The following is a 26,695-nucleotide window of genomic DNA, read 5'->3' as shown; positions in this document are numbered from 1 at the left end:
GTTGCGCGATGCCCGGAGCCACCCGAGGTACAGACCACTGCCCGCCGATGGCGTACCGTGCAGGCCCATGGCAACAGTGCTCGTGGTCGAGGACGACCCCTTCGTACGGTCCGCGCTCATCCGGCACCTGACCGACACCGGTCACGCCGTCCGCAGTGTGGGCACGGCACTGGAGGCGCTGCGCGAGGTCGCCCAGGTCGGCTGCGACCTGGTGATCCTCGACCTGGGCCTGCCCGACCTGGACGGCGGCGAGGCGCTCAAGATGATCAGAGGGCTGACCGACGTGCCGGTGATCATCTCCACCGCCCGCGACGACGAGGCCGAGATCGTCCGGCTGCTCAACGCGGGCGCCGACGACTACCTGGTGAAACCTTTCTCCGGAGAGCACCTCAGCGCCCGGATGGCCGCCGTCCTGCGCCGGCTCGGCGGCGGCGCCGCGCCCGCCGCCCAGGTGCTCCGGGTCGGCGGGCTGGCCATCGACCTCCAGCGCCGCGAGGCCGTCCTGGACGGGCGACTGCTCGACCTGACCCGCCGTGAGTTCGACCTGCTGGCCTTCCTCGCCGCCCGCCCCGGCGTGGTGGTGCCGCGCAAGGAGATCCTCGCCGAGGTCTGGCGGCAGACCTACGGCGGCGACCAGACCATCGACGTCCACCTCTCCTGGCTGCGCCGCAAGCTCGGCGAGACCGCCTCCAGCCCCCGCTACCTGCACACCGTGCGCGGCGTCGGGGTGCGCCTGGAGGCCCCCGGGGGTGCGGCGGAGCACCGGACGTGAGGCGGTTCGGGCACTCGCTGCGCTGGGCCCTGATCAAGGCCGCCGTCGCCGGGACCACCATGGTCGCGCTGGCCTTCCTCATCCCGCTCGGCCTGATGGTCCAGCAGACGGCCCGGGACCGGGCGTTCACCGCGGCCGAACGGCAGGCCGCGGCGCTCGGGCCGGCCCTCGCCATCACCACCGACCAGGACGCCGTCAACCGCGCCCTGGCCAGCACCGACGCGGGCGCGCAGAACCGGATGGCGGTCCACCTGCCCGTGCCGGCGGCATCCGCGACCGAGCCCGGCGCGGGCGGCGCCGGCGGGCCGACCATCGGCGTGGCCCGCGCGGCCGCCGCCGACGTCGCCACCGCGAGCGGGCAGGGCCGCTCCTTCACCGTCGAGGTGCCCGGCGGCTACACGCTGCTCCAGCCGGTCGCCGTGGACACCGGCCGGACCGCCGTCGTCGAGGTGTTCGTGGCCGACGGCGACCTCACCCGGGGCGTCTCCACCGCCTGGCTGGTGCTCTCCGCGGTCGCGCTCGCCCTGGTCGCCATCTCGGTGCTGGTCGCCGACCGGATGGGCACCCGGATCGTCGCCTCCGCCCGCCGGCTCGCCGCCGCCGCCCGCTCGCTCGGCGCCGGCGACCTCGCCGTCCGGGTGCCGGTCGACGGCCGGGCGGCCGCCGGCAGCCCCGAGGAACTGCGCGAAGCCGCCCACGCGTTCAACACCATGGCCGACCGGGTGGTCCAACTGCTCGCCGCCGAACGGGAACTGGCCGCCGACCTGTCCCACCGGCTGCGCACCCCGCTGACCGTGCTGCGGCTCAACGCCGAGTCGCTCGGCGAGGGCGACGCCGCCGACGCCACCCGGCACGCCGTCTCCCAACTGGAGCGCGAGGTCGACCAGATCATCCGCTCGGCCCGCCGCGCGCCCGAGGACGCGCCCGCCGTCGCCGTCGGCTGCGACGCCGCCGAGGTGATCCGGGAGCGGGTCGGCTTCTGGTCCGCGCTGGCCGAGGACGAGGGCCGGCCCTGGCAGCTGGCCGGGGCCGAGCGGGCCACGCCCGTCCCGGTCCAGCGCGGCGACCTGGCCGCCGCCGTGGACGCGCTGCTCGGCAACGTGTTCCGGCACACCGCCGTCGGCACCGCCTTCTCCGTCGACGTGCTGGCCACCGGCTCCTCGGTGATCGTGCTGGTCGGCGACGCCGGGCCGGGCTTCAGCGACCCGGCCGTGGCCCTCAAGCGCGGCGAGGGCCACGGCGGGGAGGGCTCCACCGGCCTCGGCCTGGACATCGTCCGCAAGTTCGCCGAGGCCACCGGCGGCGACCTCGGGCTCGGCCGCTCCGCCGTGCTCGGCGGCGCCGAGATCCGGCTCCGGCTGCGGACCCGCCCGGACGGCGGGGCCCCGCGCGCGGGCCGGCGCCGCAACCGGGGCGCGCTGTTCCGGAGATGACCGGTGCGGGTGGGGAGTTCGGAGGGATCTTCCTTAACGGCGTCCTAAGGGAGCTTCACCCCTCCCTCAGCAGGCCCGTTCCGGCCCTCCGGCGCCGCTAGCGTCGGTCCCGCCGGTCACCCGACCGAGCCGGCCCGGCCGCCCGGACGTCCGCACGGACCCGCGTCGGCCGCCGGTCTCCCCGTAGGCACCCGCGGAGGTAGCGCACCCATGACGACCCAGCCCGATCGCCGTTCCGGCCACCACAGGCGCAGCCGCAGGGGCGCCCTCATCGGAGCCTCGGCGGTCGCCGCCGCACTGGTCGCGGGCGGTGTCGTCGCCCTCGCCTCCTCGGCCAGCGCAGCCTCGCTCGGCGCCGTCTACAGCCGGACCAGCACCTGGGACTCCGGCTACACCGGCCAGTACCTGGTCACCAACCCGGACGCCAAGGCGATCGACGACTGGACGCTCTCCTTCGACCTCCCGGCCGGGGCGAGGATCGACTCGCTCTGGAACGCCACCTACACCGCCGCCGGCCAGCACATCACCGTCCGGCCGGAGTCGTGGAGCAAGCGGCTGGAGCCCGGCAGAAGCGTGGTGGTCGGCTTCGTCGCGCGGGGCGCCGGCGCCTCCCAGACCGAGCCGGTCAACTGCCTGATCAACAGCGTGTCCTGCAAGGGCGGCGACGGCACCGTGCCCACCCCCTCGGGCCGCCCGACCGCCACCGCGACGGCCACCGGCGCGCCGACCCCGACCAAGGCGCCCACCGGGACGGCCACCGCCACCACCAAGCCCAGCCCGACCGCGACGGCCACCGTCACGACCAAGCCCGACCCGACCAGCCCGGCGCCGACCCTCACGCCCACCCCGACCGCCACCCCCACGGCGACCGGTGTGCCCGTACCCCCGGCCGGCGCCGGGGCCGGCTTCGCCCCGTACGTCGACACCTCGCTCTACCCGCCCTACGACCTGGTCGCCACCGCCGAGGCCACCGGCGTCAAGCACTTCACCCTCGCCTTCGTGGTGTCCGGCGGCGGCTGCACCCCCAAGTGGGGCGGAGTCAGCGACCTCTCCACCGACGCGGTGGCCGTCCAGATCGGCGCGCTGCGGGCGATCGGCGGCGACGTCCGGGTCTCCTTCGGCGGCGCCAACGGCACCGAACTGGCCGTCGCCTGCTCCTCGGCCGCCGACCTGGCCGCCGTCTACCAGAAGGCCGTCGACGCCTACGGCCTCACCAAGCTCGACTTCGACGTCGAGGGCGGCGCGATCGCCGACAGCGCGGCCAACACCCGCCGCGCCCAGGCCATCGCCCAGCTCCAGAAGAACGCCGCCGCCAAGGGCAAGGCCCTCGACGTCTCCTTCACCCTGCCCGCGCTGCCCTCCGGCCTGACCCAGGACGGCGTCAACCTGGTCGCCGACGCCAAGCGGGGCGGCGTCGCGATCGGTGCGGTCAACATCATGGCGATGGACTACGGCGACGGCGTCGCCCCGAACCCGCAGGGCCGGATGGGCACGTACGCGATCGCCGCGGCCACCGCCACCCAGGCCCAGGTCAAGAGCGTGCTCGGGGTGGACGACGCGGCGGCCTGGCGCAAGGTCGCCGTCACCCCGATGATCGGCGTCAACGACGTCGCCACCGAGGTCTTCACCGTCGCCGACGCCAAGCAGCTCGCCGACTTCGCGGCCGGCAAGCACCTGGCCTGGCTGGCCATGTGGTCCGGCACCCGCGACAAGGCCTGCGCCGGCGGTGCCAAGGCCTACGCCGACGCCACCTGCAGCAGCATCGTCCAGCAGCCGCTGGACTTCACCCGGACCCTCGGCGCCTACACCGGCTGACCGGGTGGTCCGTACGGACCCCTTCCCGCCCCCACGCCCCGGCCGGCCGTGCTCCGATCCACGACGGAGCACGGCCGGCCGGGGCTGTTCGTCACTCCGCGTGATCGGTCGTCCCCGGGCCGGGTGGGCGGGCATCCGGTATCGTCGCTGGTTGGCCGAGCGGTGGACGGAGTGAGCGGTGACAGCGGTGCAAGACGAGCGCAGCCCGGTGCGGATCGCACCCGACCCCTCGCCCGCGCCCCTGTCGGACCGGCTGAAGCACACGATCGGCGCACCCGTCCGCGCCCTTCGTGAGGCCCCCCGCCGGCCGCTGCTGGCCGCGTCGGCCCTGGCGTTGTTCTCCCTGCTCGTCTATGCGGTGGTCCGGCACTTCGTCCACACCTCGATGGTGGACATGATCGTCTACCGGGCCGAGGGCGGCGCCGTCGCCGACGGCGGCGACCTCTACGGGCTGCGCGTCACCGAGTGGAACCTGCCCGCGACCTACCCTCCGTTCGCGGCCATGCTGTTCGTCCCGACCACCTGGTTCGCGGTCCCGTTCCTGCGCGTGGCGATCACTCTCGGCAACCTCGGGCTGCTTGCGGTGTTCGCCCACCTGTCCTTCAAGCTCGTCGGCTGGCCGCGCCGCGAACTACGGCCGATCGGCGTGGTCCTGGTGACCGGCTGCGGGGTCTGGCTCGAACCCGTCTTCACCACGCTCCGGTACGGCCAGATCAACCTCGCGCTCGCCTGCCTGATCCTCTGGGACCTGACCCGGTCGGACGCGCTGCGCAGCAAGGGCATGGCGATCGGCATCGCCGCCGGCATCAAGCTCACGCCCGGCCTGTTCGCCGTCTACCTGCTGATCACCGGCCGGATCCGGGCCGCCTTCGTGGCCGGCCTCACCTTCCTCGCCACCTTCCTGATCGGCGCGGTCACCCTGCCCGACGCCACCTGGGGCTTCTGGACCACGTACCTCTACGACTCCTCCCGGGTCGGCAAGACCGAGATCGTCGACAACCAGTCGCTACGCGGCGCCGTCGCCCGCCTCCTGCACACCGCCGACCCCGGCACCGTCGCCACGGTCGCGGCCGGCCTCACCGCCGTCGCCGGGCTCTTCATCGCCGCCTGGGCCGCCCGCAGCTCCCGCTGGCTGCCCCGCGCCGAGGCCTGGGGCGTCTGCTGCGCCGCCATCACGGCGGTGCTGATCTCGCCGATCAGCTGGACCCACCACTGGGTGTGGTGCGTCCCGGTGCTCGTGCTGCTCGCCGCCGAGGCCTCGGTCGAGCACGCCCGCCCGGCGGCCGTCCGCAGGGTCCGCTGGCGGGCCGTCTTCTGGGCCACGCTGCTCGCCTTCTTCTCCTTCGCCATGTGGGCCGCCAAGCCGCACGGCCCGGCCGTCCTCCACATGTCAGCGATGCGCCAGCTGCCGACGTCCGTGTACCCGTGGGTCGGGCTCTGCTTCCTGCTCGCCGCCGCGATCCGGATCCAGGCCCGGCGCAAGGCCGGCGGTGCGCCGGTCGTCCTGCTGCCCGGGCAGCGTGACGGCGGCGGCACCGGCGCCGCGCGCCGGCGTCAGCAGGCCCCCGCGGCCCGCTGAGTCGGCGGGGGCGCCGCTCCCGCTCCCCAGTCGCTCTCCGGGGCGGCCGCTCATGCGAGCAGCTGGGCGAGCGAGCCGTCCATGTCCAGCGCCGCCATCTCGCTGCCCGGCGGGACGAGCCGGTGCGCCCGCTCCAGCCAGGCCGCGACGGCCGGCAGCGGCGCCTCCAGCAGCGCGTCCCCGGCCGGGGAGCTCAGTGCCAGGCACAGCACGCTGCGCCGGCCCTTGGAGGCACCCCCGGCGGAAGGCTGGGGGACGGTCGGCCAGATCCGCACGTCGCCCTGGCCGCACGGGCGGAAGGTGCCCTCGACCAGCAGCTCGCGGGCGAACACCCAGGTCACCGGCGAGCCGGTGTCCAGGTGGAAGGTGATGTGCACCGCGTACGGGTCGTGGCTGCCGTAGGACAGCCGCGCCTGGACGGGGACGCTGTGCTCCGGGGAGAGCACCAGGTTGAGCTCCAGCTCGTGCTCGACCACGCTGACGGGCTGCTCCATGATCGTCTTCCTCTCTGTCGTCGGTTTCGTGCCCGGTTCCGGACCCTGTGACCTTTGAGAGCGCGGTCGGTACCGGCTCTTACTCGTGTTTCCGGAAATTTCTTCGGGCACGTCGTCGAGGGGCGAGGAGGAGCGGCGAGAGAGGGTGGACGGTCGGGGCGGGGCGTGCGGGCGGTCCCGTGCGCCGGGCGGCGCCGTCCGCGCACCGCGAGCTCCCATACCCCGGGCGGCCCCTCGCTGTCCGGGGATTGGCCAACTTCCCGTCACCGACCCGCCGAGGTACTACCCTTTGTGACTGCCCGGCGACCGTCCACCCAGCCGGTGATGCCCCCGCCGAGCCCCTGGCCGCCCGTCTCGCCCCGGGCCGCCCGTGGGACCGCCGGGCGGGCGCACCGCGGCGGCCCCGCCAGGACCTGCCGAGGAAAGAGGACCCCCATGACGGACCGGCCCTTCGCCGGCGGCGCGGAGACGGCCGTCGGGCCCACGCCTGGCTACTACCCCGACCCCTCGATCCCCGGCTTCGTCCGCTACTGGGGCGGTTCGGCCTGGGTACCGGGCACCACCCGGCCCGCGCCGGCCGAGGGGGAGGTGCTGGAGCCGCCCCGCTTCGCGGCCCGGCGGCCCGGGCCTGCGCCCGGGGTGGGGGCGGGGGCGCGGTACGTGCCCCCGCCGGCTCCGGTGCCGGCGGCTCCGGCCGACGGGGGTGGCGGGGCCGATGGTTCCGACGACACCGGGCCGGTGTACCTGGACCAGATGGAGGGCGGGGCGTCGTTCGTGCTCGGGCCCGTGTTCCGGGAGGCGGGAGCGGGGGCCTCCGAGGTTCCGGAGCCCGAGGTGCCCGGGCCTGGTGTGCTCGGATCGCAGGCGCCGGTGCCCGCGGCCCCGGAGATGTCCGACGCGTCCGGGTGGCAGGCGGATCCGGGGGCGCAGCGGGGGCTGATGGAGACGGGCGAGGCGCCGCGCTGGGTTTCGTGGGGGGTGCTGCCGGGGGCGCCCGAGCCAGAGGAGGGGCGCGCGGACGAGAACCGCGCTCCGATTGCCGCGGAGGTGTCCGCGGTCGCGTCGGCGCCTGCTCCGGTGGTCGTGGCACAGGCCGTTGCCGTGGCGGTGGAGGTGCCCAAGCGGGCCGAGCCCGCCCGGCCGGCCGAGCCCGATGCGCGCACCACTGAGCCTGCTGAGCCCGTCCCCGCGCTCGCCCCGGCCCCCGCCGCTCGGCCGCGCCAGTCCGCCGCCCGGAAGCGTCCCGCCCCCGCCGTCCCCGCGGGGCTCGGCCGCCGGCTCGCCGCGCGGGCCGTCGACACGGCCGTCCTGGTGGTCGTCGCCGCCGCGGCCGCGATCCCGCTCGGCCACGCGGCGGCCGACCACGTCCGGCAGAAACTCGACCAGGCCCGGATGGCCAGCGCCCTCAGCCGCCGCCAGGTCCAGGTGTGGCTGGTCGACGACGTCGTGGTCGGCAAGATCGCCGTCCTGATCGGCATCCTCGTCTTCGTCGGTCTCCTCTACGAGGTGCTGCCGACGGCCCGCACCGGCCAGACCTTCGGCAAGCGACTCGCCGGGATCAGGGTGGCCGACGCCGCCTCCCCCCGCGCCGCGGTCCGCACCCGGCTGAGCCTCGGCCGCTCCCTGCTCCGATGGCTCGTCGGACAGCTGGCCGTCCTGTTCCCGATCGGCTTGTTCTGGCCGCTGGTCGACCGCCCGGCCCGGCGCGGCTGGCACGACCGGGCGGCGCGCACCCGGGTCGTCCGGGTCTGAACGCCCGGCCACGGCCCGTTTCGGCCCTCGCCCGGCAAAACGGACCGAATGTCCCGAACCCTATGAATGTGTGATGTTCTACTCAAAGGCATGAGTACCCACGACCCCTCGGGCCCCCAGCCGGAGGGGGGCGGCGAGCAGCCCTCCTTCGACAAGCAGCCCCCGCAACCGGGTGGCGGCACGCCGGAAGACCGGCCGTCCGAGCCGTACGGGCACCCGCCGGCCGACGGCTCCCACGAGCGCCCCGGCGCGTACGGCGGCACCTACGGTGGACCGTCCTACGGCCAGGCGCCGTACGGTCAGAGCCCGTACGGCCAGGACACCACCGGATACGGCACCCCCGGCGGCGGACCCGTCCCCGGGATGCCGCCCCTCGGCAGCTGGCCCAACCGGATCCTCGCCCGGCTCATCGACTACGCCCTGGTCCAGGTCGTCGCCGTCCTCATCGTGCTGCCCTTCGCCAGCCTCGGTGACCGCTCCGGCTCTGCCGGCGCGTTCTGGCTCGCCGGCGCCCTCTACCTGGTCTACGAAGGCCTCATGCTCAGCCGGGACGGCCAGACCCTCGGCAAGAAGGCGATGAAGGTCCGCGTCGCCATGCTCAGCGACGGCAACTCGCCCACCCAGTCCGCCGCCTGGACCCGCGCCGCGGTCTTCGTCCTGCCCGCCGTGCTCTGCTGCGCCGGCTTCTGGTGGCTCGCCGACGGGTTCTTCGGTGTCTTCGACAAGCCCTACCGGCAGTGCATCCACGACAAGGCGGCGAAGACCGTCGTGGTCACCACGGCCTGACCGGGGCGGCGCCGCGACGCCCGGCAGCGGATCAGCGCTGCCGGGCGTACTCGTGCCCGGGCGACGCCGGAGCAGGCACCCGTGAGGACCGGGCCGAGACGGACGAGAGCACCGTCACCAGCGTGCCGAGCGCCAGCGCGAACACCACCAGCACCCCGACCTCCAGGACGCCCTCGGCGCCCGAAACGGCCAGCAGCGCCACGGCGGACGCGACGACGGTGAACGTGCCGAGGCACAACTGAGCAGCGGATGGACGCGGCATGGCGGGGCTCCTTCGCACGTCGGGGGAAACGGGCGGGAATGGTGCCGGTTCCAGGATCCTTACCCGGCAAGGGAGTTCGACAGGTCCAGACTAACCTCCCGGGTCCGGGGCGCAGGGGGCGCACGGGCTCACCCCGAGGTCGTCCGCCCCGCTAGGTACCGTGGCGGGGATCCGACCGTCGAACGCCCCGGAGGGAACCGCCCGTGCCCGTCCCCGCCCACTGGCCCACCACCGAAGCCCAGGCCCTCGCCGAGCAGGAACGCCTCCGGCCCCTCGTCCAGCCCCACGACGACCCCGACCAGCCCGCCGCACAGCTCGTCGCCGGCGTCGACGTCGCCTACGACGACGACCACGACCTCGTCGTCGCGGCCGCCGTCCTGCTCGACGTCGACACCCTCGCCGTCGTCGAGCAGGCCACCGCCGTCGGGCACATCCCCTTCCCCTACGTCCCCGGGCTCCTCGCCTTCCGCGAACTCCCCGCCGTCCTCGACGCCCTCGCCGCCCTGACCCGCACCCCCGACCTCGTCGTCTGCGACGGCTACGGCCTCGCGCACCCCCGCCGCCTCGGCCTCGCCAGCCACCTGGGCGTCCTCACCGGTCTGCGCACCCTCGGCGTTGCCAAGACCCCCTTCACGTTCGACCACCACCAGCCCGACACCCCGCGCGGCTCCACCACCCCCCTCACCGACCCGGCCACCGGCGAGGAGGTCGGCCGCACCGTCCGCACCCAGCCCGGCATCAAGCCCGTCTTCGTCTCCGTCGGCCACCGCATCGGCCTCGACACCGCCGTCCGCACCACCCTCCACCTCGCCCGCCGCTACCGCCTCCCCGAAACCACCCGCCACGCCGACCACCTCTGCCGCCGCGCCCTCGCCGACGCCCTCTCCACGAGGACGGCCACGAACTGACCGAGCACCCGGCGGACGGACGTCAGGAGGCGGGGGCTGGCAGCATTTCGGCGGTGGCTGGCGTCAATGCCGCTGGTGGGCGAGGTGCGCCGGGCGCCATTCTGGGCGCATGAGCACTCCTGAGAACGCCACTGCCACGAGCCCCGCCGACGCGATCGTCCCGGACAGCAAGGACTGGACCTGGGTGCTGGAGCGCGCCTGCCCGGACTGCGGTCTGGACACGCCGTCCGTCGTCCGCGAGGACGTCGCCGCCATGGTCCGTGCGAACGCGGCGAGTTGGCTGGCCGTGCTGGCGGGGGACGAGGACGGGCTGCGCCGCCGTCCGAGCCCGGAGGTGTGGTCCGGCCTGGAGTACGCGTGCCACGTCCGGGACGTGTTCCGGCTGTTCCACGTCCGGCTGAACCTGATGCTGGACCAGGACGACCCGCTGTTCCCGAACTGGGACCAGGACGAGACTGCCGTCGCCGAGCGCTACGGGGAGCAGTGGCGGTCGGTGGTGGCCGAGGAACTGGCGCAGGCGGCGGACACGTTGGCGGCGGCGTTCGAGCGGGTGGCGGGCGAGCAGTGGCAGCGGACCGGCAACCGCAGCGACGGGGCGCGGTTCACGGTGGAGTCGTTCTCCCGCTACCTGATCCACGACCCGGTGCACCACCTGTACGACGTGACCGGCGCGAAGGTCTGAGGGCCGGGGGCCGGGATCACCAGCCGGAGGCCTCGCGCAGCATGGTGCGTCGCAGCCGGCCGGCCACGCTGGCGGTGTCGGTGCCGATGACGTCGGCGATCTCGGGTGCGGCGAGGCCGACGACGTAGTGCAGGATCGCCAGGTCGTCGTCGGCGGGGTGGCGATCCGGGGCGGCGGGCACGGGATGCCGGGTGCGTTCGGCGACGGTGCCGCGCAGGATCTGCCAGGCGTGCGCGGTCGGGTTGGAACTGCCCAGCAACTCGCGCCAGTGGACGGCGATTTCGGCGAAGGCCTGCTGGACGGCGGCGGCCGCCTCGGCGCGTTCGGGCAGCCAGACGCGGGCGTAGCTGAGGTACCGCGGACGGTGGAGTTCGCAGAACGCGGCGAACTCCACCGGGACGTCCGGCGGCAGGTCGGCCGGTTCGCCGGGCCTCGGGGGCGGCTCGGCGGAGCGCGGGTTGCGGTCGGTCATCTCGGCTTCTCGGAAAGGGAGATGGATTTCTGATGGTCGATCATCTGTGCTCACTCTACGGTAGGCCCTCGGTGCGCTGGGTGACCAATCGGATTGAATGCCCGGATCCCGTCGCCGCTCGGCCGGTTCCGGTGTCGGCCGGTGCGGCTCGGTGCATGGGCGGTCGGCGGGAGGATGGTGCGCAGTGCTGCGGGGGACGCGCGGGTGAGCGTGTCGGGGCTGGTCAGAGCGTGGAGCGGAGTCGGTCGCGCGGCAGTTGATGTGCCACCGTAGGCCTTGTGGCGGCTCACGTCCACGCCCAGGGCGCGAAGTCCCGTGCGCACAACCACTCGTACGACCATGGCGCCCGCGAGGGTGACATGCGGAGTGCGCCGAGTCGACCACGCCCCTGGCGGCATGCTGCCCGGGGCGTGGATTGGTTGACGACTCGTCAGTGGTGTGGGTGGGCCTCCATGGAGGAGATCCGGTCGGCCGTGGCGGTATTGCGTTCGACCTGCGAGGGGAAGGCGTCGACGGTTCTCCGCCGGGCGGGTTGCGCCGCCGTGGTCGTCGCGGCGGCGGAGGAGGCGGTGGTGCCGGGGGCGCCGGGGGCACCGACTGCCGTCGCGGCGGCGTTCTCCTCGCACGAGCGGGCCGGACGCGCGCTCGTGCCGTGCCCCGCGTTCGTGCCGTGCCCCGCGCCGGTGCCGCGTCCGGCCGGGGCGCCGCGCCGCCGGCGGCCGAGGGCGGTGCGGGCGGCGTGTTCCTCGGCCGCCTGTCTCGCGGCCAGGTAGGCCTGGACGGCGGCCATGCCGTAGACCGGCTGGATGAGCTGGTGGCCCTTGAAGAAGGGTCTGGCGGGAGCGAATCCGGCGGCGACCACGAGGTCGCGGATCTCCGCTATCTCGGCTTCGCTGCGTGCCGTGAAGCGGACCTCCCAACCCTTCTTGTACGTATGGCCCTGATCGCCGCTGCGGCGGGCCGGGTCCGGGCGGCGGACGTATCCGGGCAGGCGGCCGAGGCGGAGCTGGGCCGCGCGGAGGCCTGCGGTCTCGTCACGTGACATGACGTAAGCCTAGGCAATCCCACGGGCGGGAGTGACGTCCGGAGGATATCTCGGCGTATGCCCTTGGTCACCCTCGGTCAGACGGCCTGGTCGACGATCGCTTTCGATCAGATACGAAAAGCGTATTGGCGTCTATTGCTCCAAAAGGGTGAGGGTATGGGGACTTTAGTGCAGGCTGATCCCGGTTTCGCGACGGTTGTGTAACAGTGCGTCAGGCAATCGGTCGCCGGTCCGGGGGGTTGGGGATGGTGTCGGCATGAGCTACCGGATTCCCTCACCGCCGCCGTCGCTGGAGGAACTGGCGAGGCGTCAGCAGAACGTCGTCACCGCGAGCCAGCTGCGCGCCCGCGGCGTGCCCGCCAGGGTCATCACCGAGCACTGTCGGCGGGGAGGCCCCTGGCAGCGGCTGCTTCCCCGGGTCTACCTGCTGCAGGCCGGGGAGCCCACGCCGGAGCAGCGGATGTGGGCCGCCCTGCTGTACGCGGCGCAGAACGGCCGCGAGGAGGGCCGCCGCGAGGGTGCGGTGATCACCGGGACGGCCGCGCTCGCCCTGTACGGCTTCGCCGCCGTCCCCCGGCTTCCCGCCCTCACCGGGGTGGACGTCCTGGTGCCCCGCCAGCGCCGTCTGAAGGACGCCGGCGAGGTGCGGATCCGGCGCACCGAACGGGAGTTGGTGGCGCGCTCGGTGCAGGGCCTGGCCTGCGCGCCGGTCGCCCGGGCGGTGGCCGACGCGCTCTGCGAGTGGACGGCCGCGGGGGAGGCCCCGGCGCCCGTCCGGGAGGTGCTGCGCGAGGCCGTCCTGCGGCCCGAGGGCCGGTGCACGGTACGGGAGTTGGCGACCGAGCTGACCGAGTCCGGGCTGACCGCCGAGCCCCGAGTGCGGGCCGCGCTGGACGAACTGCTCGCTGCCGAACGGGACTCGGTGCTGGACCGGCTCGGCCAGCTGGTGGACGAGTGGCTGCTGCCCGTCCCGCTGGCGGGCCCGGAGCTGCGGATGCGCGGCGGCACCTACATCGCCGTTCCGGACCTGTACTGGCCGGAGCGGGGTGTCGCGGTGGAGGTGGACTCCGACCTGCGCTGCGTCAGCGAGGGCGAGGCCGCCTGGGTGCGCGGCGGCCAGCACCGGATGGAGTACCTGGGGATTCGGGTGGTCTACGTCGACGGAGCGCGGCTCGCCGCCGACCCGGAGGCGGTCGGCGGCGAGCTGCGCGAGGCCTTCCGGGAGGGCGGGACGGACGTCGTGGAACTCCTGATGGCCTAGTGCCGCGACAGTGCTTCAGTCGCGCACCACGGGCGTGCCGACCAGCTCGACCCCGGCCGCCCGGAGCTCCTCCAGCGCGGCCGCGGTGGTGTCGGCCGCTACCCCGGCGGTGAGGTCCAGCAGGACGCGGGTGGTGAAGCCGGCCCGGGCCGCGTCCAGCGCGGTGGCCCGGACGCAGTGGTCGGTGGCGATGCCGACCACGTCGACCTCGTCCACCTGCCGTTCGCGCAGCCACTCCACCGGCCCGCGGTTGTTCTCGTCCAGCCCCTCGAACCCGCTGTACGCCGCCGAGTGGGCGCCCTTGTCGAAGACCGCCTCGACCGCGCCGGAGATGACGGACGGCGCGAAGTTGGGGTGGAAGCCCACGCCCTCGGTGCCGGCCACGCAGTGCGCCGGCCAGGTGGTGACGTAGTCGGGGTCGTCGGAGAAGTGGTCGCCGGGGTCGATGTGGTGGTCGCGGGTGGCGAGGATGTGCCGGTAGCCGGGGGAGGACTCGGCGATCAGGTCGGTGATGGCGGCGGCCACCTCGGCGCCGCCGGCGACGGCCAGGCTGCCGCCCTCGCAGAAGTCGTTCTGCACGTCGACGACGATCAGTGCCCGGTGCATGGCTCGCATCCTCGTGTGTGGGGGCGGTGTGCCCCGGTGGTGGGGCCCTCGGGAGTTCTCTGCTCTCGGGAGTTCCGGGGCCCACGGGAACTCTACGGCTGACTCTAGGGACAGGCGCGCGGAGGCGGAAGGCCTGTGGCCTGCCGCCGGTCCGCGCGCCGCTCCCGTCGGGTCAGATGATCAGCTCGGTGGGGAGGACCGGGTCGCCCTTGGAGAGCTGAGTGGCCGACAGCGGAAGCGCGGCCCGCGCCCGGACGTGCCGCTCGCGGGCGGCGCTCAGTGACTCGCGGCCGACCGTCTCGCCGGCCCGGACGAGCGGCACCTGCATCAGGTACGGCTCCAGCTCGGCCGGGACCGGCCCGGTGCCGACCACCTCGGCCTCGGCCACGCCGTCCGCGTCGGGCCGGCGGGCCGCCCACTTGCGTCCGCCGATGCTGGTCTTGCCGCCGGCCGCGCGCTTGGCGACCGGCACCAGCGGTCCGTCCGCGCTCTCGGCGCGGGCGACCAGCTTGTAGACCATCGCGCAGGTCGGGTGGCCGCTGCCGGTGACCAGCTGGGTGCCGACGCCGTAGCCGTCGACCGGGGCGGCGGCGAGCGCGGCGATCGCGTACTCGTCCAGGTCGGAGGTGACGATGATCCGGGTCCGCTCCGCGCCGAGCTCGTCGAGCTGGCGGCGGACCCGGTGGGCGAGCAGGGTGAGGTCGCCGGAGTCGATCCGGACCGCGCCCAGTTCGGGGCCGGCCACCTCGACCGCGGTGCGGACGGCCTCGCGCAGGTCGAAGGTGTCGACCAGCAGCGTGGTGCCCTTGCCCATCGAGGCGATCTGCGCGCGGAAGGCGTCGCGTTCGCTGTCGTGGACGAGGGTGAAGGCGTGCGCGGCGGTGCCGGTGGTGGGAATGCCGTGGGTGAAGCCGGCCTCCAGGTCGGAGGTGGCGGCGAATCCGGCCACGTAGGCGGCCCGGGCGGCGGACACGGCGGCCCGCTCGTGGGCTCGGCGGGCGCCCATCTCGATGACCGGGCGGCCACCGGCGGCGGCGGTCATCCGGGAGGCGGCCGCGGCGATCGCCGAGTCGTGGTTGAGGATCGAGAGGATCACCGTCTCCAGGATCACCGCCTCGGCGAAGGTGCCCTCGGCGGTGAGCAGCGGCGAGCCAGGGAAGTAGACCTCGCCCTCGGGGTAGCCGTGGATGTCGCCGGTGAAGCGGTAGTCGGCGAGGTAGCGCAGGGTGTCGTCCTCGACCACGCCCTGGTCGGCCAGCCAGTCCAGCTGGGCGCGGGTGAAGCGGAAGTTCTCGACCGCGTCGAGCACCCGGCCGGTGCCGGCCATCACGCCGTAGCGGCGCCCGCTCGGCAGGCGCCGGGTGAACACCTCGAAGGCGGAGCGGCGGTGCGCGGCCCCGCTGCGCAGGGCGGCCTGCAGCATGGTGAGCTCGTAGCGGTCGGTGAGCAGCGCGGTCGAGCCGGCCGCGGGCACGGAAGTGGCGTCCATGCGGATGATGCTACTACCACTTAGCGTCAGAGTGACGATTTCTCATGGCGAGGGGTGGGGCGAAATCGCCTGGGGGTCCCTCGGATGGCAGCATGGGGGCTGTAGGGACAGCTGACGACACGCGTGGAGAGCGCGGCGAGGAGGACCCAGCGGTGAGTGTCGCGCCCGTGGAGATCGAGCGCCCGGAGGTCGAGGGACTTCCGGTGGCGGAGCCCGACACCCCCTGGGTGACCATCGTGCACAACGACCCGGTCAATCTGATGAGCTACGTCCAGTACGTTTTCCAGGCCTACTTCGGGTACCCGAAGGACAAGGCCCGGAAGCTGATGATGGACGTGCACACCAGGGGCCGGGCGGTGGTCTCCAGCGGTTCCCGCGAGGAGATGGAGCGGGACGTCCAGGCGATGCACGGCTACGGCCTCTGGGCCACGCTGCAGCACGACTGACCGCGGGACGGCGACGGCCGCACGACCGAAGACGACGAAGACGGGCTGACCGATACAGATGGCTGGGTTGTTCGAGAGCACCGGCGGCGGGAACGCGGCGATCGCGCTGGACGAGGTGGAGGCCTCCATCCTGCGATCGCTGGAAGTGCAGATGCTGGAGCTGATCGGCCCCGGCCCGGGCGGGAACGGCGGTGACCCGCTGGCGGCGCTGTTCGCCGAGGGGCCGACGGAGGCGCCCGCCGACCCGGCGCTGGCCCGGCTCTTCCCGGACGCCTACGGGGACCCGACCGAGCTGGACGACCCCGAGGCCCGGGCCGCCTCCGGCGAGTTCCGTCGCTACACCGAGCTCGACCTGCGGGCCCGCAAGCGCGAGGACGCGCTGCTCGTCGTCCGGACGCTGGACGGCCTCGGCGACGGCGGCGTGCTCAAGCTGACCGCCCCCGACTGCCTGCGCTGGCTGGGCGCGCTGAACGACCTGCGGTTGACCCTGGGTGTCCGACTGGAGGTCACCGAGGAGGACGAGCAGGGCCTCTACGACCTGCCGGACAGTGACGAGCGCAAGCCCCTGGTGATGGCGTACCTGTGGCTGGGCGCTCTTCAGGAGTCGCTGCTGGAGGCGATCGCGGACTGATTCCGCCCGCTTTCGTCCGCTTTCCTGTGTCGATCCTGCCCGGTTACGGGCAGGCCTCGGCCGTTTCGTCCAGCATGTGGACGGATGGCCTGGGCATTTCTGTTCGAAATCGGACGAACCATGCCAGGCCATGCTCAAATAACGCTCAGATGATCACCGGTATCCGGACGCTGCGTGGTACGACTGCTCCACCCCACGAGACCCAGCCAGAACGGTGCATCATGGCCGAGCAGTTGAACGCCGAGCAGTCGTCCCACGAACTGGTCGACACCGGACCGGACGAGGAGGGCGACGAGGGCTACGAGCGAGGACTCGGCGGTCGCCAGATCCAGATGATCGCGATCGGCGGCGCCATCGGCACCGGCCTGTTCCTCGGCGCAGGGACGGCGATCTCCAAGTCCGGCCCGAGCCTGATCCTGTCCTACGCCGTCGCCGGCGTGGCGATCTTCGCGATCATGCGGGCCCTCGGCGAACTCCTCACCTACCGCCCGGTCTCCGGCAGCTTCGCCGAGTACGCGCGGGAGTTCCTCGGCCCCTTCGCCGGCTACGTCACCGGCTGGACGTACTGGCTGTTCTGGGTCGTCACCGGCATGGCGGAGACCACCGCCGCCGCCGTGTACGTGAAGTTCTGGGCGCCCGGAATCCCGCAGTGGCTCAGCGCGTTGACCTTCCTGGTGGTCCTCTACGCGGCCAACCTGATCTCGGTGAAGCTGTTCGGCGAGATCGAGTTCTGGTTCTCGATGGTCAAGGTCACCGCCATCATCGGCATGATCCTGATCGGCGTCGGGGTGCTGACCCTCGGCTTCAGCAAGGCCGGTGACACCGCGTCGATCACCCACCTCTGGCAGGACGGCGGCTTCTTCCCCAAGGGCATCGGCGCCACCGTGATGACCCTGCAGATCGTCATGTTCGCCTACCTGGGCGTCGAACTCGTCGGCGTCACCGCGGGCGAGAGCGAGAACCCCGAGAAGACGCTGCCGCGCGCCATCAACACCCTGCCCTGGCGCATCGCGCTGTTCTACATCGGCGCCCTGGTGGTCATCCTCGCGCTCGTGCCGTGGACCGAATTCCAGCCCGGCGTCAGCCCGTTCGTCGCCGCCTTCGGCAGGATCGGCATCCCCGCCGCGGCCGGGATCATCAACTTCGTGGTGCTCACCGCCGCGCTGTCCTCCTGCAACTCCGGCATGTACTCCACCGGCCGCATGCTGCGCGACCTCGCGCTGCGCGGCCAGGCCCCGGCGCGGCTCACCAAGCTGAACTCCCGCCGCACCCCCGCCTTCGCCATCACCGTCTCCTGCCTGCTGATGGGCGCCGGCGTGGTGCTCAACTACCGCATCCCGGAAGAGGCGTTCCAGTACATCACCTCGGTCGCCACCGTCTGCGGCCTGTGGACCTGGGCGGTGATCCTCATCTGCCAGATCCGCTACCGCAAGGCCTGGAAGGGCGGCCGGCTGCCGGCACCCGCCTTCAAGGCGCCCGGCGGCACCTGGGTCAGCTGGGCCGCGCTCGGCTTCCTCGCCCTGGTCGTGGTGCTGATCGGCCTGGACGAGGACAACCGGATCTCGCTGTACGTCTTCCCGGTCTGGGCCGTGCTGCTGGCGGCCGGCTACCAGGTGCTCAAGCGCCGCAGCCCGGAGGCCGTTCACGCGCCCGCCCACGACCACCCGCACGCCCCGGCCGGCGAGGACGCCACCCGCTGACCGGCCCTCGGACGCCCCGGCGGACACCCGCCGGGGCGTGGCTATCCTGACCGCATGCTGACCATCACCCGAGAACTGCGCGACCGGATCGTCGCCCACGCCCGCGCCGACCACCCGGACGAGGCCTGCGGCGTGGTCGCCGGACCGGCCGGCAGCGGCCGGCCCGAGCGGTTCATCCCGATGCTCAACGCCGCCCGCTCGCCCACCTTCTACGAGTTCGACTCGGGCGACCTGCTCAAGCTCTACCGCGAGATGGACGACCTCGACGAGGAGCCCGTGATCGTCTACCACTCGCACACCGCCACCGAGGCCTACCCCTCGCGCACCGACGTGAGCTACGCCTCCGAGCCGTTCGCCCACTACGTCCTGGTCTCCACCGCCGAGGGCAACGGCGAGGGCGACCCCTACCAGTTCCGCTCGTTCCGCATCGTGGACGGCGAGATCACGGAGGAAGACGTCCAGGTCGTCGAGGCCTACCCGGCCTGACCAGCACCCCCCTGGGCGCGGCCCGCCGACCGTCCGCGAACGGCCGGCAGGCCGGCGTTGTCTCAGCACCAGGGACGAAAACATCCGGATCCCGAGACGGTCATGTCGGAGCGGGCCTGGGAATCTATACGATGAGCCCATGCGTTCCGTCGATGTGAGTACTCAGGCCCCGGGCACCCGCCTCGTGGCGCGCCTGCACATCGACCTGTGCCGGCTCGCCAGTGCGATCTGTCCCGGCACGCCCGCGCGCTCGCGCTGAGCCACCCACGCCCCACCCGGGCCCGCCGCCGCACGCCGTGCCGCGACCCGGAACCGTCCGCCCTGCCGCGCCCGCTGCGGCCCACCCACCTCACGACTCGCACAGGAGCGCACCCATGGCCATCGAGGTCCGCATCCCGACCATCCTCCGCACCTACACCGACGGCGCCAAGGCCGTCGAGGGCACCGGCAGCAACCTCGGTGAGCTCTTCACCGACCTCGACGCCCGCCACCCGGGCATCGCCGCCCGGCTCGTGGAGGGCGGCGAGCTGCGCCGCTTCGTCAACGTCTACCTGAACGACGAGGACGTCCGGTTCCTGGAGGGCATCTCGACCGCCGTCGCCGACGGCGACAGCATCACCATCCTGCCCGCCGTGGCCGGCGGCGCCCGCTGACCTCACGCCCTCCCGTCCGCGCCCCGCTCCGGGAAGGACGGACGGGAGGGCGACCTTCCCCATCCACACCGCCGTGGCCGGAGGCCTCCCTTGCGTTACGACAGCCCGCTCGAAGCCGTCGGCAACACCCCGCTGGTCCGCCTGCCGCGGCTGTCCGCCGCCGTCCCCGGCAACTCCGAGGGCCTGGTCAGCCTCTGGGCCAAGCTGGAGGACCGCAACCCCACCGGGTCCATCAAGGACCGCCCGGCGCTGCACATGATCGAGCGCGCCGAGGCCGACGGCCGGCTCACCCCCGGCTGCACCATCCTGGAGCCCACCAGCGGCAACACCGGCATCTCCCTCGCCATGGCCGCCAAGCTCAAGGGCTACCGGATGGTCTGCGTGATGCCGGAGAACACCAGCGAGGAACGGCGCGAACTGCTCCGCATGTGGGGCGCCGAGATCATCTCCTCCCCGGCCGCCGGCGGCTCCAACACCGCCGTCCGGATCGCCAAGGAGACCGCCGCCGAGCACCCCGACTGGGTCATGCTCTACCAGTACGGCAACCCCGACAACGCGGGCGCCCACTACGCCACCACCGGCCCCGAGATCCTCGCCGACCTGCCCACCGTCACCCACTTCGTGGCCGGCCTCGGCACCACCGGCACCCTCATGGGCGTCGGCCGCTACCTGCGCGAGAAGGTCCCCGGCGTGCGGATCGTCGCCGCCGAACCGCGCTACGACGACCTGGTGTACGGGCTGCGCAACCTCGACGAGGGCTTCGTCCCCGAGCTATACGACGCCTCGGTGCTCACCACCCGCTTCTCCGTCGGCTCCGCGGACGCCGTCCGCCGCACCCGCGAACTCCTCCAGCAGGAAGGCATCTTCGCGGGCGTCTCCACCGGCGCCATCCTGCACGCCGCGATCGGCGTCGGCCGCAAGGCCGCAGCGGCGGGCGAGCGCGCCGACATCGTCTTCGTCGTCGCGGACGGCGGGTGGAAGTACCTGTCCACCGGCATCTACACCGCGGAATCCACCGAAGCGGCCGTCGAGGCGCTCCACGGCCAGCTCTGGGCCTAGCCGGCCCTAGCTCAGCACCTGCTGCGTCCGGGCCCAGACCTGCCGGTCCACCGTGCCGGCCCGGCGGCGGAAGGCCGACAGCGGCACCTGGCGCAGCTCGTCGGTCTCCAGCCAGCTGGTCCGGCCCTGCCGGTCGCCCACCGAGCCCGGCGGCAGCGGCAGCACGCCCGGACGGTCGGCGTGGTGCTTGCTGGTGATCTTCGCGACGGTGGCGGTGCGGCCGTGCACCCGCAGCACCAGGCACGGGCGGTCCTTCGACCCCGGGCCGTCCTCGAACGGCACCTCGGCCCACCAGATCTCCCGCGGCGCCGGCCCCGGGCCGCCCTTCGTCGCCGGGCGCGGCCGAGGACCGGTCGGCCCGGCCGGGCGCGGGGCCGGGCGTGACGCCGGACGGGTCCGCCTCGACAGCGCCGTCCCGACGGCCACCAGGACCACGACGGCAGCCACCACCAGGACCACCCAGATGCCAGTCATGCGGCGAACCGTACCGGGCCCATGGTGAACCCCACCACTGTGGGTGCTGTGACAGTTGAGTACGCGTCCGTCAATGGCCCCCGGTTGGTCACGGAACGACAAGTCGCGAGCTCGGGCGCAGCGCCCCACGCGTTCTGGTGATTCCAGCCACAGCCCGGCACGGGGACGGGGGCAAAGTGCCGCTCGGCCCTTACCCTCGACAACGCGAACGCAGTGCTACCGGCCGGTCCACCGGCCTGCCCTGCCTTTTTCCAGCAGCAGCCAGGACGTGTCGGGGCGGAGGGGCTCGGATGAAACTGACCGTGGTGGGGTGCTCGGGGAGCTTCCCGTCCGCCGACTCGCCCTGCTCCAGCTACCTCGTCGAGGCCGACGGCTACCGGGTCGTGCTCGACCTCGGCAACGGCGCGCTCGGCACCCTGCAGAAGTACACCAGCCTCTACGAGGTCGACGCCGTGCTGCTCAGCCACCTGCACGCCGACCACTGCATCGACCTGTGCGCCTACTGGGTCGCCCGCAACTACCGCGCCGAGGGCTGCCCCGACCCGATGCCCGTCTACGGCCCGGCCGGCACCGCCGAGCGGCTCGCCCGCGCCTACGACATGCCGGAGAACCCGGGGATGAAGGAGGTCTTCGACTTCCGCACCCTCACCCCGGGCGGCTTCGACCTCGGCCCGTTCAGAGTCGGCGTCGCCCAGGTCAACCACCCCGTGGACGCCTTCGCCTTCCGGCTCGAATACGGCGGTCGCTCGCTGGTCTACTCCGGCGACACCGGGGAGAGCGCCGAACTCGTCGAACTCGCCCGGGACGCCGACCTCTTCCTCTGCGAGGCCGCCTACCTCGACGGCCGCGACACCTACCGGGCCGTCCACCTCAACGGGCGGGAGGCCGGCGAGCACGCCGCCGCCGCCCGCGCCCGCCGGCTCGTCCTCACCCACATCCCGCCGTGGACCGACGCCGAGCGCAACCGCCGCGACGCCGCCGCCGCGTACGCCGGACCGGTCGAGCTCGCCCGGCCCGGCGCGGTGTACGAGATCTGACCTGGTCAGAGGGTGTTCGCCGGGCGTCGAAAAAATATTCTCGGAACACCTGCAACCTCCTCGGGCCCCGCACGTCCATGTAAGTGAGCGGCGGGGGAGCCGCTCGGAACGGCCGGCCCGTCGGGTGCGGTCACCATCAGCCTCACTCGTCAGGCTTTCTTCGTGCTGCCCGGAAACCGATCCCGTCGGCCCGGGTGGAAACCCAGGGGGGTATTCATGCGCCAGATCAACCGCGCCCTGCGCCAGGTCCGTGCCGTCGTCCCGGCGGTCGCGCTCACGGCCGCACTGCTCGCAGGTGGCGCCGTGACCGCCCCCCCGGCGTTCGCCGACGCCGCTCCGCTCACCCTCGCCGTCCAGCCGCCGGCCGGGGTCGGTGCCGCGGGCGGGCCGGTGGAGTCCACCACCCCGGCCGCCCCCGCGCCCGAGCCGGCCGACGACGTCACCAGCGCCCCGGCCGCGCCGACCGCCACCGCCTCGCCGAAGGCCGACGCCCCGGTGCCCGCCGCCGATGGCGGTGTCCACGCTGACGACCTCGTCAACGCCGCCCCGGCTCCGGCCGGTCAGCTCGCCACCACGGGGGCCGACGGCGACCGCACCGGCCTCCTCGCCGGCGCCACCGCGCTGCTGGCCGGCGCGGGTGTCGCGACCTTCGCCCTGATCCGGCGCCGCCGCGCCAACTGACGCGTTCGGGGCACCGTCCGTGGTCCGGCCCTGCTCCACGGCCGGGGCCGGGCGGACGCGTGTCCGGCCACCGGCCCCGGGCCCGGGGTGAGGAACGCGCAAGGCCCCGCCCCGCCGCTCTCGGGGGAGGAGCGGCGGGGCGGGGCCGTGGGGTGCGGACGGGCGGGGCGTCAGGCCTTGGTCACGTCCTCGATCTCCTCGTCGTCCTCGCGACCGGGGGTCTTGAGGTCGAACCTGGTGATCGCGAAGCGGAAGAGGAAGTAGTACAGCGCGGCGAAGGCGAGGCCGATCGGGATGATCATCCACGGGTCGGTGGCCTTGTTCCAGGCCAGCACGTAGTCGATCAGGCCGCCGGAGAAGGTGAAGCCGTCGTGCACGCCGAGCGTCCAGGTGACGGCCATCGAGACGGCGGTGAGCAGCGCGTGGATGACGTACAGGGCCGGGGCGATGAAGACGAACGCGAACTCGATCGGCTCGGTGACGCCGGTGACGAACGAGGTCAGGGCCAGCGACATCATCATGCCGAGGACGGCCTTGCGGCGGTGCGGCTTGGCGGCGTGGGCGATGGCCAGCGCGGCGGCGGGCAGCGCGAACATCATGATCGGGTAGAAGCCCGACATGAACTGTCCGGCGGTCGGGTCGCCGGCGAAGAAGCGGGTCAGGTCGCCGTGGACGACGGTGCCGTCCGGCTTGGTGAAGTCACCGGTTTGGAACCAGGCGAAGGAGTTCACGAACTGGTGCATGCCGACCGGCAGCAGACCGCGGTTGACCAGGCCGAACGCGCCCGCACCGAACGCGCCGGCGCCGATCAGGGTGTCGTTGAGGCTCTTGATGGCGTCGCCGATCGGGCCCCAGGTCAGGGCGAAGAAGACACCGACGGCGGTGCCGACGAAGGCCATGAGGATCGGCACCAGGCGGCGGCCGTTGAAGAAGCCGAGCCAGTCGACCAGCCTGGTGCGGTGGTACTTCTGCCAGAGCACGGCGGCCAGCAGGCCGATCACGATGCCGCCGAGCACACCCGGGTTCTGGTAGGTCGGGGCCACCCACTTGCCGTCGGCGATGTGCCCCTCGGTGATCGGGAACGCGGTGAGCACGTTCTTGTACACCAGGAAGCCGACCAGCGCGGCGAGCGCGGTCGAGCCGTCCGCCTTCTTGGCGAAGCCGATCGCGATGCCCACCGCGAACAGCAGCGCGAGGTTGTCGAAGACGCCACTGCCGGCGGTGTTGAACACCGCGGCGACCTTGTCCCAGCCGAGACCGTCCTTGCCGAAGACGTCGTCCTGGCCGAGGCGCAGCAGCAGACCGGCGGCGGGGAGTACGGCGATGGGCAGCTGGAGGCTGCGGCCGATCTTCTGCAGACCCTGGAGGAGGTTCTGCCCGAACTTCTTGGCGGGGCTTGGCGTGGCCGGAGCCGTGGCGGGCGCCGGTGCCTGCGCAGACTGACTCATGGGGGTGGCTTCCTAACGGCATGGCGGTCGGACGAGGGGAGGTGCACGGTGGCCGAACCGCGAACTGGTCTACACCACGCGTGGTGTAGACCAGTTTTGTAGCACGGGTGGAGAAGGGGAGGAACCCTGGAAAGCGGCGCTGCCGGGAAGCGCTATGAAATCGAAACCTACTTACCGGACGTCGATCATGCCCGGCTGTCACGACCGGGATTTTGGCCAATTGCGCAACAAAAAGACCCCGGCTTCACGAAGTCGCGCGGGCCAGGGCGTTGGCACAGCTCGGAAGGGGTGGCGGCCTCCGAACCCGGGCCATTGCCGGTGCTGCGGGGTGACGCTCGGTCCAGGTTTCCGTCACTACGCCTTCGTGACGTCCTCGACTTCGCTCTCGGCCTCCCGGCCGGGCGTTTCCAGGTCGAATTCGACGATGATGAACCGGAAGACCGCGTAGTAGACGACGGCGAAACCGAGTCCGATGACGATGATCAGCCACGGCTTGGTGGCCAGCCCCCAGTTGATCACGTAGTCGATCAGTCCGGCCGAGAAGCTGAACCCGTCGTGCACCCCGAGCCCCCATGTGACGGCCATCGAGGCGCCGGTCAGCAGCGCGTGCACGCCGTACAGCGCCGGGGCGATGTAGGCGAAGGAGTACTCGATCGGCTCGGTGACACCGGTGACGAGGGAGGTCAGACCCACCGAGAGCATCAGGCCGTAGATCTCCTTGCGGCGGTGCGGCCTGGCCGAGTGGGCGATCGCCAGTGCGGCGGCCGGCAGTGCGAACATCATGATCGGGAAGAAGCCTGACTGGAACTGCCCGGCCGTCGGGTCGCCGGCCAGGAAGCGCGGGATGTCGCCGTGCACGATCGTGCCGTCCGGCTTGGTGAACTCCCCGAACTGGAACCAGACGGGGTGTTCAGCAGCTGGTGCATGCCGATCAGCAGCAGCACGCGGTTGACGATGCCGAAGATGCCGGCGCCGCCCGCGCCGAGGTCGGCCAGGGTCTGGGAGAAGTCGTTGAGGCCGCGGCCGATCGGCGGCCAGACCCAGAGCGCGACGACCGCGGCCACCATGCCGACCAGTGCCGTGATCATCGGCACCAGGCGGCGGCCGTTGAAGAAGCCGAGCCAGTCGACCAGCTTCGTGCGGTGGAAGCGGACCCACAACCAGGCCGACATCAGGCCGATCAGGATGCCGCCCAGCACACCTCAGGAGCGCCCGGGGTCCTTTCCGCGTTCACCGGAGTACACATATATTGGTGTAGACCACACTTCGGGGGGCGCAGGCCGCACGCCGAGGCGCAAGTCCCGCTGCCCGTCATCCTCGGGCGACCGTCCGGGACACTGCGCGCCGGACTGGGCCGAACGTGGACTGCCGAACGTGGACTAACGTGGCAGACCGGACCGACCCGGGTGATGCTTGTCGCGCTGCCCAGCAGCACCACGGCAGCTGAACCCGCGTCAGCACCGGCGGCGACCACGCCGGCCAACGGCCGGGTGGTAACCCCCAGCACAGCGCAGGACGGCGACCGGCAGAGCAGCCGGCAGGCCGAGACAGAGGAGAAACCAGATGGCCAGCAAGGCTGAGAAGATCGTCGCCGGTCTGGGCGGCATCGACAACATCGAAGAGGTCGAGGGCTGCATCACCCGCCTGCGCACCGAGGTCAAGGACGCCGCCCTGGTCGACGAGGCCGCCCTCAAGGCCGCCGGCGCCCATGGCGTCGTCAAGATGGGCACCGCGATCCAGGTCGTCATCGGCACCGACGCCGACCCGATCGCCGCCGACATCGAGGACATGATGTGAGCTGAGCCGATCCGGCCCACCGCGACCCGGGCCCGCCGACCCACCCCGGGGCGGCGGGCCGAGGCGCATCCGGAACACCCCTCCCGAGCGACTACGCTCGATGCCTATGTCACGCATCGACGGCCGCACCCCCGACCAGCTCCGCCCCGTCACCATCGAACGGGGCTGGAGCAAGCACGCCGAAGGCTCCGTCCTCATCTCCTACGGCGACACGAAGGTGCTGTGCACCGCCAGCGTCACCGAGGGCGTCCCCCGCTGGCGCAAGGGCAGCGGCGAGGGCTGGGTCACCGCCGAGTACTCCATGCTCCCCCGCGCCACCAACACCCGCGGCGACCGCGAGGCCGTCAAGGGCCGCATCGGCGGCCGCACCCACGAGATCAGCCGGCTCATCGGCCGCTCGCTGCGCGCCGTCGTCGACCACCGCGCCCTCGCCGAGAACACCATCGTCCTCGACTGCGACGTCCTCCAGGCCGACGGCGGCACCCGCACCGCCGCCATCACCGGCGCGTACGTCGCCCTCGTCGACGCCGTCGCCTGGGCCCGCGACCGCAAGCTCCTGCGCGCCAAGGGCCAGCCGATCACCGGCGGCGTCAGCGCCGTCAGCGTCGGCATCATCGACGGCGTCCCGATGCTCGACCTCCAGTACGAGGAGGACGTCCGGGCCGAGACCGACATGAACATCGTCTGCACCTCCGACGGCCGCTTCGTCGAGGTCCAGGGCACCGCCGAGGGCGCCCCGTTCGACCGTGCGCTGCTCGACCAGCTGCTCGACCTCGGCACGCTCGGCTGCGCCGAACTCGACGCGATCCAGCGCAAGGCGCTGGAGGGCTGACGCGCCGCCGCCTGTCACCTCCTGTACAGGCCGGGCCCGGAGCCCGTACGGTTCCCGCAGCACACCCGTTGCGGGAACCGTGCCCCACCGGGGCG

At 72.9% G+C, this 26,695-nt stretch carries 28 protein-coding genes and 1 pseudogene; 20 read left to right on the top strand and 9 right to left on the bottom strand.

Translation table 11 applies throughout. The annotated features are described in order from the left end of the window. The first annotated feature begins 67 nt into the window (after positions 1-67). The 4 genes from F7Q99_RS09095 to F7Q99_RS09080 all read left to right on the top strand — a co-directional run bounded on the left by F7Q99_RS09095 (position 68) and on the right by F7Q99_RS09080 (position 5,599). The gene (locus F7Q99_RS09095) at positions 68-772 is read left to right on the top strand and encodes a response regulator transcription factor (RefSeq protein WP_153460814.1); all 705 of its coding nucleotides are present in this window, start codon (positions 68-70) and stop codon (positions 770-772) included. A gap of 17 nt (positions 773-789) precedes the next feature. Next, positions 790-2,205 (top strand): sensor histidine kinase, encoded by a 1,416-nt coding sequence (locus F7Q99_RS09090; protein ID WP_153465979.1) that lies wholly within the window; start codon positions 790-792, stop codon positions 2,203-2,205. A 210-nt stretch (positions 2,206-2,415) separates the two neighbouring features. Then, on the top strand, positions 2,416-4,020 hold the full coding sequence (locus tag F7Q99_RS09085) for a cellulose binding domain-containing protein (protein WP_153460813.1): 1,605 nt from the start codon (positions 2,416-2,418) through the stop codon (positions 4,018-4,020). 178 nt (positions 4,021-4,198) lie between these two features. Beyond that, complete coding sequence (locus F7Q99_RS09080; protein WP_326846452.1) at positions 4,199-5,599, top strand: glycosyltransferase 87 family protein; 1,401 nt, start codon at positions 4,199-4,201, stop codon at positions 5,597-5,599. A 50-nt stretch (positions 5,600-5,649) separates the two neighbouring features. Here the strand turns inward: F7Q99_RS09080 and F7Q99_RS09075 are convergent, their stop codons facing one another. Next, positions 5,650-6,093: an SsgA family sporulation/cell division regulator gene (locus F7Q99_RS09075; protein WP_153460812.1), complete on the bottom strand. Its 444-nt coding sequence runs from the start codon at positions 6,091-6,093 to the stop codon at positions 5,650-5,652. A gap of 435 nt (positions 6,094-6,528) precedes the next feature. On the opposite strand from F7Q99_RS09075, the gene F7Q99_RS09070 reads away from it, so the two are divergent. Both F7Q99_RS09070 and F7Q99_RS09065 read left to right on the top strand, forming a co-directional pair. Next, entirely contained in the window at positions 6,529-7,845 is a 1,317-nt protein-coding gene (locus tag F7Q99_RS09070) for an RDD family protein (RefSeq protein ID WP_153460811.1), read from the top strand. A 90-nt stretch (positions 7,846-7,935) separates the two neighbouring features. Then, positions 7,936-8,631 (top strand): RDD family protein, encoded by a 696-nt coding sequence (locus F7Q99_RS09065; protein WP_153460810.1) that lies wholly within the window; start codon positions 7,936-7,938, stop codon positions 8,629-8,631. A 31-nt stretch (positions 8,632-8,662) separates the two neighbouring features. Here the strand turns inward: F7Q99_RS09065 and F7Q99_RS09060 are convergent, their stop codons facing one another. Beyond that, the gene (locus F7Q99_RS09060; RefSeq protein ID WP_153460809.1) at positions 8,663-8,893 is read right to left on the bottom strand and encodes a hypothetical protein; all 231 of its coding nucleotides are present in this window, start codon (positions 8,891-8,893) and stop codon (positions 8,663-8,665) included. Between the two features lie 203 nt (positions 8,894-9,096). On the opposite strand from F7Q99_RS09060, the gene F7Q99_RS09055 reads away from it, so the two are divergent. Both F7Q99_RS09055 and F7Q99_RS09050 read left to right on the top strand, forming a co-directional pair. Beyond that, positions 9,097-9,801 carry an endonuclease V gene (locus F7Q99_RS09055; RefSeq protein WP_326846451.1) on the top strand — a complete coding sequence of 235 codons (705 nt, stop codon included), beginning with the start codon at positions 9,097-9,099 and terminating at the stop codon, positions 9,799-9,801. Positions 9,802-9,910: 109 nt separating this feature from the next. After that, entirely contained in the window at positions 9,911-10,483 is a 573-nt protein-coding gene (locus F7Q99_RS09050) for a DinB family protein (RefSeq protein WP_153460808.1), read from the top strand. 16 nt (positions 10,484-10,499) lie between these two features. On the opposite strand, the gene F7Q99_RS09045 is transcribed toward F7Q99_RS09050, so the two are convergent. Further along, positions 10,500-10,955 (bottom strand): hypothetical protein, encoded by a 456-nt coding sequence (locus F7Q99_RS09045; protein WP_153460807.1) that lies wholly within the window; start codon positions 10,953-10,955, stop codon positions 10,500-10,502. Positions 10,956-11,385: 430 nt separating this feature from the next. Next, the gene (locus F7Q99_RS09040; RefSeq protein WP_153460806.1) at positions 11,386-12,000 is read right to left on the bottom strand and encodes a hypothetical protein; all 615 of its coding nucleotides are present in this window, start codon (positions 11,998-12,000) and stop codon (positions 11,386-11,388) included. Between the two features lie 256 nt (positions 12,001-12,256). Between F7Q99_RS09040 and F7Q99_RS09035 the strand changes: the two genes are divergently transcribed. Next, positions 12,257-13,261 carry a hypothetical protein gene (locus tag F7Q99_RS09035; RefSeq protein ID WP_153460805.1) on the top strand — a complete coding sequence of 335 codons (1,005 nt, stop codon included), beginning with the start codon at positions 12,257-12,259 and terminating at the stop codon, positions 13,259-13,261. A 15-nt stretch (positions 13,262-13,276) separates the two neighbouring features. On the opposite strand, the gene F7Q99_RS09030 is transcribed toward F7Q99_RS09035, so the two are convergent. Next, positions 13,277-13,867 carry an isochorismatase family protein gene (locus F7Q99_RS09030; protein ID WP_153460804.1) on the bottom strand — a complete coding sequence of 197 codons (591 nt, stop codon included), beginning with the start codon at positions 13,865-13,867 and terminating at the stop codon, positions 13,277-13,279. 172 nt (positions 13,868-14,039) lie between these two features. After that, the gene (locus F7Q99_RS09025) at positions 14,040-15,356 is read right to left on the bottom strand and encodes a nicotinate phosphoribosyltransferase (protein ID WP_153460803.1); all 1,317 of its coding nucleotides are present in this window, start codon (positions 15,354-15,356) and stop codon (positions 14,040-14,042) included. A gap of 152 nt (positions 15,357-15,508) precedes the next feature. On the opposite strand from F7Q99_RS09025, the gene clpS reads away from it, so the two are divergent. The 7 genes from clpS (at position 15,509) to F7Q99_RS08995 (ending at position 20,331) form a co-directional block, all read left to right on the top strand. Continuing rightward, positions 15,509-15,802: an ATP-dependent Clp protease adapter ClpS gene (gene clpS / locus F7Q99_RS09020; protein WP_326846450.1), complete on the top strand. Its 294-nt coding sequence runs from the start codon at positions 15,509-15,511 to the stop codon at positions 15,800-15,802. Positions 15,803-15,860: 58 nt separating this feature from the next. Continuing rightward, complete coding sequence (locus F7Q99_RS09015) at positions 15,861-16,433, top strand: DUF2017 domain-containing protein (RefSeq protein ID WP_153460801.1); 573 nt, start codon at positions 15,861-15,863, stop codon at positions 16,431-16,433. Between the two features lie 221 nt (positions 16,434-16,654). Next, a complete protein-coding gene (locus F7Q99_RS09010) occupies positions 16,655-18,133 on the top strand; it encodes an amino acid permease (protein WP_153460800.1) in 1,479 nt (492 codons plus the stop codon). A gap of 54 nt (positions 18,134-18,187) precedes the next feature. Continuing rightward, positions 18,188-18,619: a Mov34/MPN/PAD-1 family protein gene (locus tag F7Q99_RS09005; protein ID WP_153460799.1), complete on the top strand. Its 432-nt coding sequence runs from the start codon at positions 18,188-18,190 to the stop codon at positions 18,617-18,619. Positions 18,620-18,758: 139 nt separating this feature from the next. Beyond that, positions 18,759-18,878, top strand: a complete 120-nt coding sequence (locus F7Q99_RS43090) for a putative leader peptide (protein ID WP_326846449.1) — start codon at positions 18,759-18,761, stop codon at positions 18,876-18,878. A 115-nt stretch (positions 18,879-18,993) separates the two neighbouring features. Next, positions 18,994-19,272 carry a MoaD/ThiS family protein gene (locus tag F7Q99_RS09000; protein ID WP_153460798.1) on the top strand — a complete coding sequence of 93 codons (279 nt, stop codon included), beginning with the start codon at positions 18,994-18,996 and terminating at the stop codon, positions 19,270-19,272. 90 nt (positions 19,273-19,362) lie between these two features. After that, complete coding sequence (locus F7Q99_RS08995; RefSeq protein ID WP_153460797.1) at positions 19,363-20,331, top strand: PLP-dependent cysteine synthase family protein; 969 nt, start codon at positions 19,363-19,365, stop codon at positions 20,329-20,331. A 6-nt stretch (positions 20,332-20,337) separates the two neighbouring features. On the opposite strand, the gene F7Q99_RS08990 is transcribed toward F7Q99_RS08995, so the two are convergent. Next, complete coding sequence (locus tag F7Q99_RS08990; RefSeq protein ID WP_153460796.1) at positions 20,338-20,805, bottom strand: type II toxin-antitoxin system PemK/MazF family toxin; 468 nt, start codon at positions 20,803-20,805, stop codon at positions 20,338-20,340. 290 nt (positions 20,806-21,095) lie between these two features. Here F7Q99_RS08990 and F7Q99_RS08985 point away from each other — a divergent pair, with 290 nt between their 5' ends. Continuing rightward, positions 21,096-21,842 (top strand): MBL fold metallo-hydrolase, encoded by a 747-nt coding sequence (locus tag F7Q99_RS08985; RefSeq protein ID WP_153460795.1) that lies wholly within the window; start codon positions 21,096-21,098, stop codon positions 21,840-21,842. Between the two features lie 216 nt (positions 21,843-22,058). Then, positions 22,059-22,523, top strand: coding sequence for a hypothetical protein (locus tag F7Q99_RS08980; RefSeq protein ID WP_153460794.1), 465 nt, complete (start codon positions 22,059-22,061; stop codon positions 22,521-22,523). Between the two features lie 170 nt (positions 22,524-22,693). Here F7Q99_RS08980 and F7Q99_RS08975 read toward each other — a convergent pair whose 3' ends face one another. Both F7Q99_RS08975 and F7Q99_RS08970 read right to left on the bottom strand, forming a co-directional pair. After that, on the bottom strand, positions 22,694-23,971 hold the full coding sequence (locus F7Q99_RS08975; RefSeq protein WP_153460793.1) for a PTS transporter subunit EIIC: 1,278 nt from the start codon (positions 23,969-23,971) through the stop codon (positions 22,694-22,696). A 354-nt stretch (positions 23,972-24,325) separates the two neighbouring features. Further along, positions 24,326-25,173: pseudogene (locus F7Q99_RS08970) on the bottom strand (PTS transporter subunit EIIC); the annotation flags it as partial. A 361-nt stretch (positions 25,174-25,534) separates the two neighbouring features. On the opposite strand from F7Q99_RS08970, the gene F7Q99_RS08965 reads away from it, so the two are divergent. Then, positions 25,535-25,768, top strand: a complete 234-nt coding sequence (locus F7Q99_RS08965; RefSeq protein ID WP_030284095.1) for a glucose PTS transporter subunit EIIB — start codon at positions 25,535-25,537, stop codon at positions 25,766-25,768. Positions 25,769-25,874: 106 nt separating this feature from the next. Further along, on the top strand, positions 25,875-26,600 hold the full coding sequence (gene rph, locus F7Q99_RS08960; protein ID WP_153460792.1) for a ribonuclease PH: 726 nt from the start codon (positions 25,875-25,877) through the stop codon (positions 26,598-26,600). Positions 26,601-26,695 lie beyond the last annotated feature (95 nt).

Origin of the sequence: Streptomyces kaniharaensis, from assembly GCF_009569385.1 — a bacterium.
Lineage (GTDB): Bacteria > Actinomycetota > Actinomycetes > Streptomycetales > Streptomycetaceae > Kitasatospora > Kitasatospora kaniharaensis.
The sequence above is the reverse complement of the archived record's forward strand: the minus strand, read 5'-3'. Positions and strand labels throughout refer to the sequence as shown.